At 54.4% G+C, this 16,382-nt stretch carries 17 protein-coding genes; all 17 read right to left on the bottom strand.

The genetic code is table 11. The features are described 5' to 3' along the window. Nucleotides 1-42 precede the first annotated feature (42 nt). The 17 genes from H6F86_RS10325 to H6F86_RS10245 all read right to left on the bottom strand — a co-directional run bounded on the left by H6F86_RS10325 (nt 43) and on the right by H6F86_RS10245 (nt 16,325). A complete protein-coding gene (locus H6F86_RS10325) occupies nt 43-1,092 on the bottom strand; it encodes an alpha/beta hydrolase (RefSeq protein WP_190448518.1) in 1,050 nt (349 codons plus the stop codon). A 3-nt stretch (nt 1,093-1,095) separates the two neighbouring features. Beyond that, on the bottom strand, nt 1,096-1,692 hold the full coding sequence (locus H6F86_RS10320; protein WP_190448517.1) for a redoxin domain-containing protein: 597 nt from the start codon (nt 1,690-1,692) through the stop codon (nt 1,096-1,098). Between the two features lie 172 nt (nt 1,693-1,864). Continuing rightward, nucleotides 1,865-3,628 carry an MOSC and FAD-binding oxidoreductase domain-containing protein gene (locus tag H6F86_RS10315; protein WP_190448516.1) on the bottom strand — a complete coding sequence of 588 codons (1,764 nt, stop codon included), beginning with the start codon at nt 3,626-3,628 and terminating at the stop codon, nt 1,865-1,867. Nucleotides 3,629-3,697: 69 nt separating this feature from the next. Continuing rightward, nucleotides 3,698-5,146: a peptide-methionine (S)-S-oxide reductase MsrA gene (gene msrA, locus H6F86_RS31525; protein WP_199305197.1), complete on the bottom strand. Its 1,449-nt coding sequence runs from the start codon at nt 5,144-5,146 to the stop codon at nt 3,698-3,700. A 117-nt stretch (nt 5,147-5,263) separates the two neighbouring features. Continuing rightward, the gene (locus H6F86_RS10305) at nt 5,264-6,199 is read right to left on the bottom strand and encodes an SDR family NAD(P)-dependent oxidoreductase (protein ID WP_199305196.1); all 936 of its coding nucleotides are present in this window, start codon (nt 6,197-6,199) and stop codon (nt 5,264-5,266) included. A 60-nt stretch (nt 6,200-6,259) separates the two neighbouring features. Next, a complete protein-coding gene (locus H6F86_RS10300) occupies nt 6,260-7,306 on the bottom strand; it encodes a redoxin domain-containing protein (RefSeq protein ID WP_242033460.1) in 1,047 nt (348 codons plus the stop codon). A gap of 88 nt (nt 7,307-7,394) precedes the next feature. Beyond that, on the bottom strand, nt 7,395-8,384 hold the full coding sequence (locus H6F86_RS10295; RefSeq protein ID WP_199305194.1) for a nitrilase-related carbon-nitrogen hydrolase: 990 nt from the start codon (nt 8,382-8,384) through the stop codon (nt 7,395-7,397). Nucleotides 8,385-8,464: 80 nt separating this feature from the next. Next, on the bottom strand, nt 8,465-9,820 hold the full coding sequence (locus H6F86_RS10290) for an epoxide hydrolase family protein (RefSeq protein ID WP_190448514.1): 1,356 nt from the start codon (nt 9,818-9,820) through the stop codon (nt 8,465-8,467). Nucleotides 9,821-9,845: 25 nt separating this feature from the next. After that, a complete protein-coding gene (locus H6F86_RS10285) occupies nt 9,846-10,679 on the bottom strand; it encodes a response regulator transcription factor (RefSeq protein ID WP_277881655.1) in 834 nt (277 codons plus the stop codon). A gap of 118 nt (nt 10,680-10,797) precedes the next feature. Further along, on the bottom strand, nt 10,798-11,124 hold the full coding sequence (locus H6F86_RS10280) for an NIPSNAP family protein (RefSeq protein ID WP_190448513.1): 327 nt from the start codon (nt 11,122-11,124) through the stop codon (nt 10,798-10,800). 80 nt (nt 11,125-11,204) lie between these two features. Then, nucleotides 11,205-11,915, bottom strand: a complete 711-nt coding sequence (locus H6F86_RS10275) for an SDR family oxidoreductase (protein WP_190448512.1) — start codon at nt 11,913-11,915, stop codon at nt 11,205-11,207. Between the two features lie 51 nt (nt 11,916-11,966). After that, nucleotides 11,967-12,821 carry an oxidoreductase gene (locus H6F86_RS10270; RefSeq protein WP_190448511.1) on the bottom strand — a complete coding sequence of 285 codons (855 nt, stop codon included), beginning with the start codon at nt 12,819-12,821 and terminating at the stop codon, nt 11,967-11,969. Nucleotides 12,822-13,180: 359 nt separating this feature from the next. Further along, nucleotides 13,181-13,624 (bottom strand): cupin domain-containing protein, encoded by a 444-nt coding sequence (locus H6F86_RS10265; protein ID WP_190448510.1) that lies wholly within the window; start codon nt 13,622-13,624, stop codon nt 13,181-13,183. Nucleotides 13,625-13,807: 183 nt separating this feature from the next. Further along, nucleotides 13,808-14,578 carry an SDR family oxidoreductase gene (locus tag H6F86_RS10260; protein WP_190448509.1) on the bottom strand — a complete coding sequence of 257 codons (771 nt, stop codon included), beginning with the start codon at nt 14,576-14,578 and terminating at the stop codon, nt 13,808-13,810. A 123-nt stretch (nt 14,579-14,701) separates the two neighbouring features. Then, nucleotides 14,702-15,214, bottom strand: a complete 513-nt coding sequence (locus H6F86_RS10255) for a DUF2721 domain-containing protein (protein ID WP_190448508.1) — start codon at nt 15,212-15,214, stop codon at nt 14,702-14,704. 38 nt (nt 15,215-15,252) lie between these two features. After that, nucleotides 15,253-15,555: a hypothetical protein gene (locus H6F86_RS10250; RefSeq protein ID WP_199305193.1), complete on the bottom strand. Its 303-nt coding sequence runs from the start codon at nt 15,553-15,555 to the stop codon at nt 15,253-15,255. A 185-nt stretch (nt 15,556-15,740) separates the two neighbouring features. Continuing rightward, a complete protein-coding gene (locus H6F86_RS10245) occupies nt 15,741-16,325 on the bottom strand; it encodes an NAD(P)H-dependent oxidoreductase (protein ID WP_190448507.1) in 585 nt (194 codons plus the stop codon). Nucleotides 16,326-16,382 lie beyond the last annotated feature (57 nt).

Here is a 16,382-nt window from a genome sequence, read left to right as displayed (position 1 = left end):
TTGGCTGCAAATTGTCCGTCTCACAACTCAGTCTCAACCCGATCAGTAACCGTCAACATCGACGACAGCTTTAGCAAACTCCTGTGGTGCTTCTTGCGGTAGGTTGTGCCCGATGCCGCCTTTGATCGTGCGGTGCAAATATTTGCCCGAAAATTTCTTGGTGTAGGAACTGGGATCTGGATGCGGCGCGCCGTTGGCATCACTCTCCAGCGTGATGGTAGGTACGGCGATCATGGGGAATGTGGCGAGTCGCTTCTCAAACTCGTCATACTTCGACTCGCCTTCAGCTAGTCCGAGCCGCCAGCGGTAGTTGTGAACCACAATGCTGACGTGATCCGGATTGTCGAAGGCCATGGCGCTGCGATCGAACGTCGCGTCATCAAAGTTCCATTTCGGCGAGGCAAGTCGCCAGATCAGCTTGTTGAAATCGTGCCGATATTTTTCATAACCCGCGCGCCCGCGTTCCGTCGCAAAATAAAATTGGTACCACCATTCGAGTTCGGCCTGTGGCGGCAGCGGCATCTTATTGGCTTCAAGGCTGCCGATCAAATAACCGCTCACGGAAACGAGAGCTTTGCAGCGATCGGTCCAGAGCGCCGCGATAATGTTGGCGGTGCGCGCGCCCCAATCATAACCAGCGATGATCGCCTTCTCGATCTTGAGCGCATCCATCAACGCGATAATATCGACTGCAAGTGCCGACTGCTGCCCATTGCGAACCGTTTCGTTGGAAAGAAAGCGCGTCGTGCCATAGCCGCGCAGATACGGGATGATCACCCGGTACCCCGCCGACGCCAACAACGGGGCGACATCGACATAGCTGTGAATGTCGTAGGGCCATCCGTGCAGGAGGATTACTGGACGACCGTTTGCGGGGCCCGCCTCAGCATATCCGACATTCAGAACACCGGCATCGACCTGCTTGAGTGGGCCGAACGACTTGTTTGTTCCTGGCTTCATCATGGGTAGAACAGCTGGTTTTGTTTGGCTCTGTGCGTTGGCAGAAGCGAATAGTCCTAGCTGTGTAGTCGCAATGGTCATGGCTGCAATGCCCAAAAAGCGGCGGCGTTGATGGTTGATTTTGTCGGACATTTTCTAATCCTGTTCGCCGATCGTTTGGGCGTAAGTTTTGCCGTACGGGTAGAAGAGTTCCTTACGACCTTCCTGCCACGCCGCTTTCAGTTCAGAGGTTGTGATGTCCCAGTCCGGTCGGCATTTCTTGAGCACGGCGCGCAGGTCCTGGCGCAGCTCTTCGATAGTGGGTCGACCGAAGAACCAGTAGCCCATGTAGATTTTGTAAATGACCAGACCTGGCTCCAGGACGATCGTGTAGGGGATCATGGGGTTATGCAGCGGGTCCGTGTATTCGGCAATGTCGAGGTCTTTTTGGATTTTGCGTCCCGCGTCGGAGAGGAAGGGCCAGTGGGCACCGACACCGCTGCGATATTCATTCGTTTCCGTGATGTTGTCAGTACTAATCGTGACCAGCCGGCAATAGCCGACCTCGATCTCACGATGGAGTTGAACCAGCCCTTCAGCCTGACGACGGTCCTTGGGGCAGTACCCTCCGCGGCTGAGAACGAGAACCATCGGATGTTGTCCTTGCAGCTCGGAGAGCTTGCGGCGCTTTGTGGTGTGGTCGGGCAGTTCGTAGTCGGGGAAAACCGCCCCTGGAACAATGTCAGATCGCATAGGAAATTCTCCTGAGGAATGGCAATTAAATAAGTTCGATAGTTGGTACGGGCGGGTTTTGCCGTCAAATCTATTGCAGGGGGCAGATTGGTCTGCTAAACCCGCCCGTACAGTTTGGGAATTTATTAAATCCACGAATTCTTAATGGTTTCATGTTCGTTGCCAAGCATTTTTAGAGATCAATTACCGTGTCTTCCTGCGGGCGCGCGCAGCAAATCAATAGATTTCCGACTGCTGGAGCATCGAGCGGTTCGGGGTCATAGTTCACCGATCCGGAAATCAGCCCAGACTCACACATATGGCAAACTCCGGTTCGACAAGACCAGCGTACTGGCACATCACAAGCTTCCGCGAGTTCCAACAGGCTCTGGAACCTGGAGTCCCAGGCAACCGTGAGCCCAGTGCGGGCAAATGAAACACTTGGACCTGCACCGACGGGACCCGTTGGCGCGTGCGGTGCCCGCTGCGATGCCCCCCTTACACCCGGTGTGATGGACTTGCCGGAACCGAAAGCCTCAGTGTGAATGCGATCGAGTGCCACACCCCTATCAGCCAATCCAGTGGTGAAGTCTGCAAGAAACGGGGATGGTCCGCACAAATAAAAATCAGATTCGAGGGGAACACCCAATGCTTCCAGGACAGTTACCGACAAGCGTCCGGTTGCATCGAAATCGGAACCCGATTGGTCAGTTGGATCAGGCTGGCTGTACTGCACATGGCTGTGGGCGTTCGGTAGCTTAGCCAGCAGATCGCGGGCTTCCTGGGCAAAGGGATGTTCTCCACCGTTTCGCGCGCCAAAAATCCACCAGACTGGGCGCACGGATGCCTGGGCTACTAGCGCATGGAGCATGGACAGCACCGGAGTCACGCCGACGCCCACACTTAATAGCACCACAGGACGATCGCCCGATCGCAGGGTGAAAGCACCTCGAGGTTCGCTAACATCCAGCACGTCGCCGGGACGAAGCTGGGTGCTGACGTAGGTGCTGGCAACTCCGTGCGGCTCCTGCTTAACGCTGATGCGATAATGACCCGCATCAGGCAGACCAGACAGTGAGTAGCTACGTAAGACCGGAGGCGTATCCGCTTGAGGACGAAGTCGTAACACCACGAACTGCCCGGCTTGAGGAACGGTGAGTGGACGATCGTCCGTCGGCTCCAGCACCAGCGAGACCACCTGGCTGCTCTCGCGATCGATGCGAGCCACCTTTAAAGGCCGGAATCCAGGCGTAGCGGTAGCCATCTGTTCCGGTGCAACTAGCCCTGCATTGCCTGTACGCGACCCGGATTGTGCCATCTGCTGGAGAATCGCCTCAAAAGAAGACTGCCAGCCAGGGCTCAGAGCTGGGATACGCAGCGCCCGCTCAATGTCTCCCTTGGCAGCTCCGGGAAGATAGAGCAGCGCATCAACCGAGGCGACAGTCAGGCGCTCCGGACCCTCAGCCACTTGAACGATTTCGTCGCCAGCGCCGACCTCGCCCTCTTCGATCACGCGAAAGTAAAACCCTGGGCGGCGATGCTTCACCAGCAGAGATGGCATTCTGGGATCATCCATGCGAATGCCAACCCGATAGCAGGTTACACGCGGCTGTGTGACCTCAAACAGCGCTCCACCAATCCGGTAGCGATCGCCGATGCAGACCTCACTATCAGCCAACCCCTCTACCGTGAAATTTTCGCCAAATTGCCCAAATGTGAAATCGTTCCGCTTCAGTTCGCGTTCCCAGTAGCGATAAGACTCTATCTGGTAGACGAACACAGCGCGCTGCTCACCACCGTGACCGGCCAGATCACCCTGAGCATCGCCATCGACGTTGAGCCGCCGCACCAGACGACGGCCTTGAACTGGCTCCTTCCACACTGACGTGTACACGGTCTGCCCACGCCATGAAATCTCGCGAGGAAGACCGACGTTGACTGATAACAATCTTGCCATGGAGACTATCTCCTATTTCCGGTTGGGATTCTTCTAAAGCAGCAGACTGCGTACTTGGCGATCGGTTGCTTAATCACGCAGGTAATGGCAGGTATATCCGCCGGGATGCTTGCGCAGGTAGTCCTGGTGGTACTCCTCAGCGCTGTACCAGGTCGCGGCGGGTTCGATGCTCGTGGTAACCGACCGCTTCCAGCGTCCCGACGCGGCGACACGCGCGATGACGCGTTCCGCGATTGCCTGCTGCTCCTCCGTCTGCGGAAAGATCGCCGAGCGGTACTGCGTCCCAATGTCGTTGCCCTGGCGGTTGAGTGTCGTGGGGTCGTGCAGGCGGAAGAACCAGCGATCAAGCAGCTCCTCGAAGCTAAGCACCGCTGGATCGAAGGTGACGCGGACCGCCTCGGCGTGTCCGGACTGGCTGTCGTGCGTGTCCTCGTACGTTGGGTTCTCAAGCCAGCCGCCCGTGTAGCCGGCCTCGGTGTCGATCACGCCGGGCACCTCGCGCAGGATGTCCTCGACGCCCCAAAAGCAGCCGCCGGCAAGCACAGCCACCTCCGTCTGCTGCACATCGGTCGTCACCGGGTGAGTTGCTCCATTCTTCTCGTTCAGGTCGCCAGCTAGGTGTCCAACGACCGCGTAGCCTCCGCCCCACCAGCCCGTGACGATCGCCGCGTACTCGTCGGACGCCTCCTCCCACGTGTAGTGCCCCGCGTCGAGGACGGCAAGTTTGCTTGCGGGTAGCTTTTCCTGGAGGAACTCCGCGTTGACTAGGGGCACGAGTGGGTCCCGCCGACCGGCGATGATCAGCACTGGCGTCCGGATACTGGGTAGCCGCTCGCCCAGAACCGGCAGATCCGTTGGAAAGTTGCGGACGTAGCGCATCGATTCGGCGAAGCGCGTGCCCTCATAGGAAGAGAGGTAGTCCTCGCGCGCAATGTCCGAAGGAACTCGCTCGATCCTTCCCATCGCCCTGGTGACAAACTGTCGCCCGTCAGTGCGGCGGTATGGCTCGAGGTCAGGAGCCTCGACCAACTCCTTGAGCACCACACCCAGTTGCAGCGGCACTGCCGCACCCCCGCTCCCGACCACGAGGCTACGGAACCGTCCCGGCTGGAGAGCAGCGGCGAAGAGCGAGGCACTGGTGGCGATGTCGTGGCCGACGACGTGCGGCTGCTCCAGCTCGAATTCGTCAGCAAGACGCACAATGAACTCGCCCATCGCGCGCGGGGACATAAGCGCGTCGCGTCGCTCGGAGTGTCCGAAGCCCGGGAGATCCACCGCCACGAGGTGCGCATGCTCGGCAAGCCGTGCCCACGTCGGCTCGAACGCATATAGACTCTCCGGCCACGGACTCAGGAGAAGGGCATGCGCACCCCGCCCCGGGTCCTCGCTCTCGGCATAGCGGATGGATAGCCCGTCAATGGTGCGGAATTGCGGCTGTATGATGGGTTCGTTCCTCCCGATCGTACCGCCATCAGATGCCTGCCCGCTGGTTGGTTGCGTCACGTCTGATTGTGTCATCGTGTCCTCCTTTTGAGTCGTTTTGGATTTTTTGTTTGTGCATGACCGAGTCAACTAGCGTAGCGATCGAAACGCGGCACGAATCTCTTCGAGATCGGCACTACGAGCGACTGCCCCTCAAGCCGCGACCTGACTCCGCGTGAATTCAGCAGCATGCAATTTCACAAAGTCATACATACTCGTCGGCGTCTTGCCGGTGAGCTTGAACAGGTCATCCGTCATGCGGTCATACCGCCCCTGCGCGTGAAGCTCAGCCATCACCGCGAGGTGGTTCACGAGATGGGTTGGCACCCCAAACTTCCGCAGCGTCTCAGTCCATGCGGAGAGCGGCACGTCACGATAGCGAATCGTGCGATCGAGTGCCTTGGAAAAGATGCGCGCGTAGTGGTCCAGATCGGCTGACTCAAATCCAGTCAGATTGTAAACCTGACCAATGTGCAACACCGGGTCGGCAAGGATCACGGCAATGGCATGAGCCACATCAACTGCGGAGATCAGTGAGGTCTTGCTGTAACCCAGCGGCAGTGCCAGTTCATCGTTATCCCGGATGCCAGCAGCAGCGAGACGCAGGAAAAAACTTTCCAGGAAGACTGTCGGTCGCACCGTGACGACTGGCAGCCCTGACCATGCCAATGCCTGTTCCGCCAGCCAGTGCAGCTTGTGCTGCGGACTGTCGGTGGTCTCGGTGATGCTCATCTGCGTCACCGTCATCTGCGACATGTTCACAAAAGCCTCAACGCCGTGGTAACGTGCCACTGCGGCAGTGTTGACTGTGGCTTCAAGATACGCTGGCGAAACTGACATGCCGAAATAGATACGCCCAACCCCGTCGATCGCCCGGTGCATCGAGTCCAGATCGGTTAAATCGCCCTGCACGACCTCGGCACCGAGTTGGCGCAGAGCTTCAGCGCGTTCATCCTCCCGTCGGACTAAGGCACGCACCTGATGTCCCTTAGCAAGCAGCATTGCGGTGAGATTGCGTCCGATCGCACCGAGATCGCCAGCCGCTCCGGTCACGAGGATCGGGTTGTCATGTGTAGATTTCATCGTCATAGCATTTACCTTGCTTTCACTTTCCTGTCGCTCGTTGCGAAGGCGTATCTGTTTGCGTGATCAACCAAATGTGAATGCAAACGCCTCTACCCCAGCATCCAGAAACTCGATCTCGAACGATCGATCGCGGATACGCTGCGGCTGTCGGATTAGTTGGTATAACCGTTGTTCGGTAACCGTGCCTTCACCTCGCTCATCAACATCAAGTCCACGAGCCGCAACTGCTGGCTGTCCGTCTAGGAGCACGCGAAACCGCACGGGCGTTCCTGGCTCAGTGGGTCCCATGACGAGATGTAAGTCGCGGGCATGGAAACGGTACGCGATTCGCCCGCCGGGTTGGTTCAGGACAATGGCTTGTCTGCCGATCGTCCAATCGCCCGCAAGTGCCCATTGATTTCGTTGCAATTGGGCGGGGGCGGTATATGAATAAGGCTTGTTTAACACCGCGCCGCTAGGAGAGATAAAATTCTCCGTTCTTTCGTAGCCGAGGTAGTTTTCAGGCGATTTTAGACTGCTCCAATCGGCGGCAACCTCAAAACCGCGAGCTGCAACTTCGACCATTTCTGGACCGACATGACCCGTTCCAGACTCAGACAGGAGCTGTTGAATCACCCGTTCCGATTGCTCGTACTTGCCCTCGCCGAATTGGTGATGACGAATGCGTCCTTGCGTATCTATAAAATAAAGGGCTGGCCAATAATGGTTCCCGAACGCGCGCCACACGGCATAATCGTTATCTACTGCGATCGGATAGTCAATGCTGCTTGCCGTCAAGGCTCGGCGGACATTATCAGTATTCTTCTCGAATTCAAACTCGGGCGTATGCACACCGATCACGACGAGTCCCTGATCTCGATACTTCTCGGTCCACGCGCGAACATAAGGGAGTTGGCGCAGCCAATTGATGCAGGTATAAGTGCAGAAGTTGATCAGCACAACTTTGCCGCGCAGTTCGTCAACGGTTAAGGGCTGTGAATTGAGCCACGCGATCGCGCCAACCAGCGAAGGCAGTTCGCCTTCAATCGGTAACTTAGCCGTTGCTGATGTAGTTTGCTGTGTGGTGCAGCCGATCATGCCAAGCTGGGTGGCAGCAATAGTTGTAAGCATGGTTGTTAGGAAGTAACGGCGATGATGATTGATTTTTTGGGACACGTGCTGACCTTCCTGTAGGTGCGTGCCGATTGATACGGTGGCATTAGAGGACAGCGACGGGCCTCTCCTCGTCGGCAGCCGCATACATAGCCTCGGACTTGGGATGTTCAGTCCATTCATGAATGGGTGACGTAGGCGTTCGATCAATCAGCAAGCTAAGCAGTTCAGGGCGGCTGTAGTGTCCACGTGCATCCATCAGCCGCTTACGGGCATCAATCTGGGCAAAGTCGAGATCAGCGATGATTTCGCCTTCACCAGCCTGGAGCGGTCCATCCATGATCGAGCCGTCCGGGCTAACGATCGCAGTAAAATTGCCACCCGAAATAGGACCGATCGCGCAACCCGTGTCCTTCATGATCTGGGCTTGCTGATCGGCATTCAGCCATGCGGTCGCACAGACGACAAAGCTGCCGGATTCAAGGGCGTGCTGGCGAACGTTAATTTCCGTCTGCTCCGCGAACAGTGGACCGGCGAACGATCCTGGATACATCGCCGAATGGATCTGCTCACCATCGGCGATCAGTGCGTAACGGGCGAGCGGCAGGTAATGCTCCCAGCAGGCGAGCTGCCCAATGCGCCCAACGGCGCTATCAACAGCACGCAGCCCCGATCCGTCCCCCTGACCCCAGATCATCCGCTCATGGTAGGTTGGCGTAATCTTGCGGCGGCGCTGGATCAGCGTCCCGTCCGCATCGAAGAGCAACTGTGTATTGTAGATTGAGCCACCGTCGCGCTCATTAACGCCGATCGAAACGACCATGTTTGCTTCTTTTGCGGCTTCACCGATCGCCCAAGTTTCAGCAGACGGCACCGTCACCGACTCTTCCATCAACCGCAGCTGTTCCTTTGCCAACGCGAACGGGGCTAACACATAGGAGAAGTAGGGGTAATAGGGAATGATGGTTTCGGGAAAAGTGGCGAACTGAACGCCTTGTTGGCCCAGTTCACGGATTTTTTTCACGACCTTCTCAACGGTACCCTGCCGGCTGTAAAGCACGGGGCTAATCTGCACGGCGGCGGCTTTAACGTTCATAATTTACTGTTTATGTCAGGTGATAAAACGATTTCCGGTAACAGCCGGTTTCTTACAATCAGCCGGATCTGATGTGGGGTTCAGCGCAGCGATCGAAACCCCGCCCTGAGTTCCTGAGCAAAAATCATTGGCTGCTCCCAAGCTGCGAAGTGTCCGCCCTTTTCTACTTGGTTGTAGTAGATGAGCTTGGGATAGGCTCGTTCGGTCCAGCTCCGCGGAGCCTGATATGCCTCGCCAGGAAAGACACTCACAGCCACTGGAATGGAGACACCCTTGGCATTCCAAAAGCCACCCTTATATTCCCAATAGAGACGAGATGCAGAGACTCCCGTGTTCGTCAGCCAATAGAGCGTGATGTTATCGAGGATCTCGTCTCGTGTCAGTTCGCCCGTGGTGCTTGTGGTTCGGTTCAGAGCCTCGGCGACCGCGGCGGCAGGCTGTCCGCCAGCATCATCGTGATCGAGCAGCCAGGCAGCTAGTCCGACGGGCGAATCGGCAATGCCGTACAACGTTTGCGGGCGCGATGCCATGTACTTGGCGTAGGCGACTCTTTGCTTCAACGTTCGGTCCAGCTGCTTGTAGGCACGCGTTTCCTCAGCCGACAGACCGGATGGAGGTGGGTCGCCCGCCACGAGCGCCTTGTCAACATCGGCTGGAACGGTCCCAGGATAGTTAGTGTGGATGGCGAGCAAGCCCGCAGGTGCCTGCACACCCATCAGGTCAACGACAAACGCACCCCAGTCGCCACCCTGGGCAACGTAGCGGGTGTAGCCCAACCGCTTCATCAATACGTCCCAAGCACGCGCCATGCGATCGACGCCCCAACCAGTAGTAGTCGGCTTGCCGGAGAAGCCGTAGCCCGGCATCGATGGAATCACCACATGGAAAGCGTCTGATGCACTTCCGCCATGTGCCGTGGGATTGATCAATGGATCGATGATCTTGAGCTGTTCGATGATTGAACCAGGCCACCCGTGCGTGACGATGAGCGGCAACGCGTTTTCGTGTTTCGATCGAACATGAATGAAATGAATGTCTAGCCCGTCGATCTCGGTGATGAAGTGCGGCAGGGCTTTCAGTTTCGCCTCGACCTTGCGCCAATCGTAATCGGTTGCCCAATAGCGCGCGAGTTTCTGCATTGTCGCGAGCGGTAGACCCTGCGACAGGTCACTGACGGTTTCCTTTTCGGGCCATTGCGTTGCTGCGATGCGTCGGCGGAGGTCGTCGAGTGCTTCTTTTGAAATGTTGATGCGGAAGGGGCGAATTGCAGTTGGGTCGGTGGGCGCGGTTCCACGTTGAGTTGTGGTGGTCTCTTTTGGTGTTGCGTTGCTCGGTTGTGCGTTTGCAGCACCGAAGCGACCGAGCTGCGTCGTTGCAAGGGTCGTCGCTGCAAGGCTCAAGAAGCGACGGCGTTGCTGGTTGATTTTGTCGGACATTGCTCGTTCTCCGATTGAATTTCGCTCAACTTGCTTTTATTGATTCGGCTCTTTGTGGCAAAGGTGACTCTTTCAAAGGTGGGTATGGGTGTTGGTCTAGCCCAGAAAATACGGTGAGCTGTTGCTGCTGCTGGCTTCTCAATACATAGCCAACACCGCGCACTGTGTGGATGAAGGGTGTTGCACCTTGTGCTGCTAGCTTGATGCGCAAGTAGCGAACATAGACTTCAACGACATTGGAGCTGACGAAATTTTCGTCACCCCAAACGGCATCGAGCATTTGATCACGGGTCAAGACTTGATTCGGATGGCGCATGAAGTATGCCAGCAAATTGAACTCTTTCGCCGTTAGTTCAATTTCCTGATGGCGATAGTAAACCTGACGTGCTTGGCGATCGAGCACAAGTTGCTCAAACTGAAGAAGATGAGTTGCTTTTGTTCCTTGTCTCAAGTGCGCTCGCACTCTAGCGAGCAGTTCTTCCATTGCAAAGGGTTTGCTCAAACAATCGCTAGCGCCTGCGTCTAAACCCATGACTCGTTCAGAAACCTGCCCCTCATGGGTTAAGACCAAAATGGGGACATCATTGTAAGTTAAACGCAACCGACGGCAGAACTCGATGCAGGAGATTCCAGGGAGAGTCCAACCTACAATAATTAAATGCGGGTTAGTCTGGCGAGCCGCCAATAATCCACTGAAGCCATCCCCTGTTAGGCTGACCTGATAGCCTTCACAGCTCAGTTCCTGCGCGATTAGCTGAGCAAGTTGACGATCATTTTCAATCAGTAGAACGTGTAATGTTGTTTTCATCACCGTTTGAACACGATCGTTCGGGTTGATTTGAGAAATCGTTTGTAGCATCTTGAGGTTCTGCCTGGATTGCGTTTACAAAACTGATGCTGAATTTATTGTGGTTATGTAGCTATTACCAGCACGATTCAGTTGTGACAGGGGCAAGTTTCATCGATCGCCCCACCATTCACTGCACTGAAGAAAAGGCGGTCGGTGCCAGCAACTCGCTGCGGATGTTCTGCACAAGTTGTCCATCCTTCTCGCTTTCGGTTTTGATCGCGATCCATTCGGGGTCAGCGAGAAAGGCGCTCCAACGCTCCTGACGGTCAGCCATGCTGTTCCATGCCAGCAGGTAGGTGAGGTTACTCTCGCTCTCGCCAATCAGCGTCGTCCAGAAGCCAGCCTGACGGATGCCATGCTTTTCCCAGATCTGTAACGTGTGGTTCTGGAAGCGCAAAAGCAGCGCTGGTAGCCGTCCGGGCATGGCGTGATAAATGCGTAATTCGTAGATCATGCCTGTGTTCCTTGAAGGCTGTACGATCGCGTAATTTTGGTTGAGAGCGTCAGAGTCATTCTTCTGGTCGCAAGACGGTGTTAGTGACCCGCACTCTGTCCGCCATCAACGTGAAGGATTTCGCCTGTCACAAAGTTGGCAGATTCGAGGTAGAGAATTGCATCGATGATGTCGGAGATCTCGCCCATACGACCATTCGGGTGCATGGCAGCGAGCTGTGCATGAGTCTCGACAGGATGCATTGGCGTCTTAATGTTCCCCAGCGCAATGGCGTTCACGCGGATACCACGCTTGGCATACTCGATCGCCAGCGATCGGGTTGCGCTATTGAGTCCACCCTTTGTTAGCGACGCGAGTACGGACGGTACGCCAGCGATCGGGTTGTCAACCAGGCTCGTTGAGATCTGCACAACATGACCACTGCCCTGCTTCTCCATCTCGGCGATGGCGAGTTGCGTCATGTGAAAGAAGCCAGCAATATTGGTGCCCAGGTACGTCTCGTAATCATCTTGAGTGTACTCGGTAAATGGCTTAGCAATGAAGATGCCAGCGTTGTTGACGAGTGTGTCAATGCGCCCAAAGCGGGTGACGCCTTCGATCATTGCACGCTCAGCAGTTTTTCGATCGGCAATATCACCCGACACCGTTACGACTCCATCATCATCTGATGGTTGAATTGAGCGCGAGACTGCAACGACCCGATAGTTGCGATCGCGGTATGCCTTGACGAGGGCTGCGCCGATGCCCTGCGATGCACCCGTAATCACAGCAACTTTCTGTTCAGTGTTCATCGTAAAACCCCTTTGGAAATATTGTGTAAATGTTGTAGATCAGGCTATGGTCTAAGCCGCTACTCGGTAGTCATGGTCGGTGCTGGTTGCGACTGGGAGCCACGCTTCAATTTCCTGTGCCATTTTCGTGGCGTTGTTCTGGTACATCGAAACCGCGTCCTTCCCGACGGGCAAATGCAGCGGCGGACGGTCTGTATTGGCGAGTTGAATCATCACCTGAGCAAACTTTTTCGGATCTCCGGGCTGGTTCCCATGTAGTGCATCAGTTCCGCTCCGCATCCGTCCTACTGTTGCCTGGTAATCGTCGATGATGGTTTTAGCGGCAACATATGAGTCAGTGCTGAGGAAGTCGGTCGTAAAAAGACCGGGGGCGACTGTCGTCACGTGAATGCCGAGTGGTGCCAGTTCGACCGCTAACCCTTTCGAGATCCCTTCGACTGCAAACTTAGTAGAGCCGTACAAGCCCCAGCCCGGAACCACATCGTAGCCAAATATAGACGAGATATTAATGACGTGCCCAGACTTTTGCTGGCGCAGGTGCGGCAACACGGCACGAGTCACATTCAGTAACCCAAACACGTTGGTGTCATACTGTTTGCGGACTTCAGCATCTGTAGCTTCTTCGATCGCCGTCACCATGCCATAGCCAGCATTATTGACTAAAACATCAATGCGACCAAAACGGGCAATGCCCTGCTTGACAGCCGCTTGTACCTGGTCTTCCTGGGCAACATCCATCTGCACAACAGACAGCTCTGGGTGGTTGTCCAGGGTGGCGGCGAGTTGTGCGGGCTGACGGCGAACCGTTGCTACGACTCGATCACCTGCTGCCAGGGCTGCTTTGGTAATTTCTAACCCAAAGCCTCTGGAAGCTCCGGTAATGAACCATACTTTCTGCATTTTCATGGTGTGTCCTCGTTTTAGGTGTTGTCTAATTTATTGGCTTTAGTGAGCTTGCTGCCCACCTCGATTAATTTCATTCTGCTGCGATTGCACAACCCAAACCACTCAAGTTCTTTGAGTTAAAACGCGACTTAATCATTTGGATTGGAGGAAAGCAGCAGCAAGGGAAGTCGTTAGACCTGATCTACTTCAGGTGAGCTGCGTGATGAAGTAATTCTGGATTGTCCTGTTCACGCACATAACGTTAAGTGATATCAGCAATGGTGATGTTGCTATGATCCCGATTTACTAGCTCTAGAGTGTCTCCGGTTCAAACTTCGGTAGTGTCGATACACAAAAACCCTTGTGGGCAATTTTGCGTCTTACTCTTCGTTTATGACCAGGTTCTGCTCATCGGTATTGGCGATAAGCACTGCTAGCAGGCGCGCGGGTTCAGTATCACTGGCATTGGCGCTGACACGATGATGATCGCCAGGTAATTCAAAAAAATTCTCACCAGCGTGATACACCTGCGCCGGATTATCATTGATTTTGCTACGAATCGCACCTTCCAGGACTGTTGCATAGATGAAAGCCGAGGCTGCATGGGTGTGAGGGATCGACGAGACACCTGGCTCATATTCGACCACCTGAACTTTCATACTTTTGCCGGGCACATTGGGAAGGGCGCGATCGAAGACCAACGTTACCTTTTCACCCAACACCTGGGCTGAAGCTGGGAATACGGGGAGTGCTGTGAATATGGAAAAAGCTGCGAATAGGGAGAGTGCTACGAATGCAAATCCGTGAAGCAATCTAGTAACCATTTGGGTTCTCCTTACGTGAATACAAGCGTGAACACGGATAGGTGAATAAAAATCCGTTCAATGTGCTCTCGTGCTGAATTAAGCCGATCGCGGATTAGACAGGTGTCGGTTGAGTCGAGCGTTGCAAAACTCAGTAGTTACGCGATGTTGGGCTTTGTGTCATCAACTGAACCTAGGTCAGCATTAAATTCTCATTGCTGGTCTTTGAGCGATCGAGCGGTTAAGCCAGTCCTCGAAACGGGTCGAGCCGATGAGCGAGTTGCCTTGCGGAACGAGTTCATCATTCAACACTGCACCAAAGTAACGGGCGTGACTATCTACAACCACCTGACGTGAGTCGTGAGTTGCACTCAGGAATTGGCGAATGATTTCCTCGAAACGGAACCGATCTGGACCCGCTAAATCAATAATGTCATTGACTGGCGCTGCCAGTGTGATATCCACCAGTGCGGCAACAACGTCATCTGACCAGATGGGCTGGATAAAGGCAGGGGGCAAGTGAATCGTTTGTCCATCCGTGGGAAATTGAGCCGTGATTGGTTCGATGAACTCAAAGAACTGCGTAGCGCGAACGATCGTATAGGGTATTGTTGCGGACTGGATTAACTTTTCCTGAGCAACTTTCGCACGCATATAGCCGCTATCTGGGATGCGATCGGCTCCCACGATCGACACCACAATGTGATGAGCCACACCCGCGTCTGCCTCTGCTTCCAGCAGGTTCTGGGTTGATTTCTCAAAGAACTCCAACACCGCTGCATCCTCAAAGGAGGGGGAATTCGTCACATCGACAACAACTTGAGCACCCACTAACGCCTCAGCCAGTCCCTCACCTGTAACAGCGTTGACACCTGAGGAGGGGGATGCTGCCACCATCTCATGCCCGCGCTCACGTAGCTCGCTCACAAGCTTCTTACCAATCAGTCCACTGCCACCAATAACAACAATTTTCATGACAACACCTCTGATGATTTTAAGAACATGGTTGTTGAGTTTTGAGCCATCCGCAGTGCGTTATGAAAACACGAGAACTTACCCTTGCTTGACTGCGGAGATCTTTGCGAGTGTCTTGCTAGTTCAATTTCCTATCGGCTTTGTGTGCTGGTGACGGCACAGGCGACAAGTACGATGCACCTCTAATTGGATGGAATAGTGAGATGTGCGAAGCTCGTAGGCAATCAAAACCATTCCCCCAAATAGAACAGCAACTCCACCAAGAAAGACGATCAGTGCCATCTGTGCTAACCAACTGACATTAGTGGCGACTGCTATGGCAATGACCAGCATATCCAGCATAAAAATCAGGATGGAAGTATACGTAAGAACAAGGGCATCATGCACGAAATGATGGTGCTTCAGGAGATCCCTCAGCAGGGATTCAAGTTCTTGTACCCTCTGAGCTTTGTGCCGATTGTGAGCCAGATCGGACTCCTGCAAATCGTTCAGTTCCTGGTTGATGATGTGTAAGCGATCGCCGAGAGAACCGTACCGCACAATCAAGCCATTTATTACGATGGCACAAGCTGTAATCGTGACGACGGGCGCAATGATCAGATTAATTGCCTTTGTCACTTCTTCAATTGACGACATAATGCCACGCTCTTTTAGATACAGCGTTAACCATATCTCTATTTGATTTCGGCGGGATCGAATTCTGTGACTCGTCCTTTGCGGGCAGCCAGAAAGACATCGTAGGAGACACAATAGGCGATCGTGACATCATTGGCTTTGTTGTAAAGATGAACAACCGTGTCCGCTCCTCCTGGTTGAAGTGCAATGGGTTCCAGGTCACCAAAAAAGAGGCGACGAATAGTATCACCACTGCCCAATTCATCCCTTAATTTCCGTAACAGAGCCAGCTTTCCTTCCAGGGTTGGAGGGGTTGGATCAGCAGGCTGCTTTGCTTGAGTCATATTTGCTTGGGTCATCATTGTTCTCCAATGTTGTTGAAAGCTACTGGTCAAACTCTTTCATCCACAGACGCAGTCAAGTTGCGATGAAACCATCCTGCTCAGGCAAGTGGCAGGTTTTTTTGCCCAAGAGCCACGGTGGTGTGAACCTGGAAAGCTACACCCTTACCGCTGGATCATTGAAACGTTGAAAGGCTCTACTTTGTTTAGACAGGGAGGTTAAGTTTGGCAGCCACTGTTGCAAGTTTGTTGCCAAGTTGCAGGATACTTGCCTGTTTGGCTTCATCCTTCAGATTGCCATTGTCATCAAACGCTTGATGAGCGTTCCCAATTGCCTGCTGATCTGGCAACACCAAAACCCCAATGTTGCCTAGAATGGAACGGACGTGAACTAATCCTCTTAAGCCTCCCAACGTTCCAGGGGAAGCACTCATTAACACCGCAACCTTTTCGTTGAAACACGCTAGTGGAGGTTCGCCCGGTTCAGAACGCGATGCCCAATCGATCGCATTTTTCAGCAGCGGGGTGATTGAACTGTTGTATTCTGGGCTGGCAATGAGGAACCCCTGATGCGCCTTCAATAGAGCCTTGAGCTTGAGGACATTCTCTGGCAGTCCCTCAGCCTCTTCCAAATCCTCATCGTAGAGCGGTAAGGGCAGATCGCGGAAATCCAGGTAGGTCACTTCTGCACCTGCGGCTTTAGCGCCTTCAACGGCAATTTTCACCAGTTTTTTGTTGATAGAATCGTGGCGAGCACTCCCGGCAAACGCGAGAATTTTGGCAGTGGTCATGAATTTCTCCTTCTAGTGTTCTCGTGATGTTTTGAGCTATCCACAGTGAGTTATGAA

Source organism: Phormidium sp. FACHB-592 (assembly GCF_014695795.1).
Classification (GTDB): Bacteria; Cyanobacteriota; Cyanobacteriia; order Leptolyngbyales; family Leptolyngbyaceae; genus Stenomitos.
This window is presented reverse-complemented; position numbering and strand designations above follow the sequence as displayed.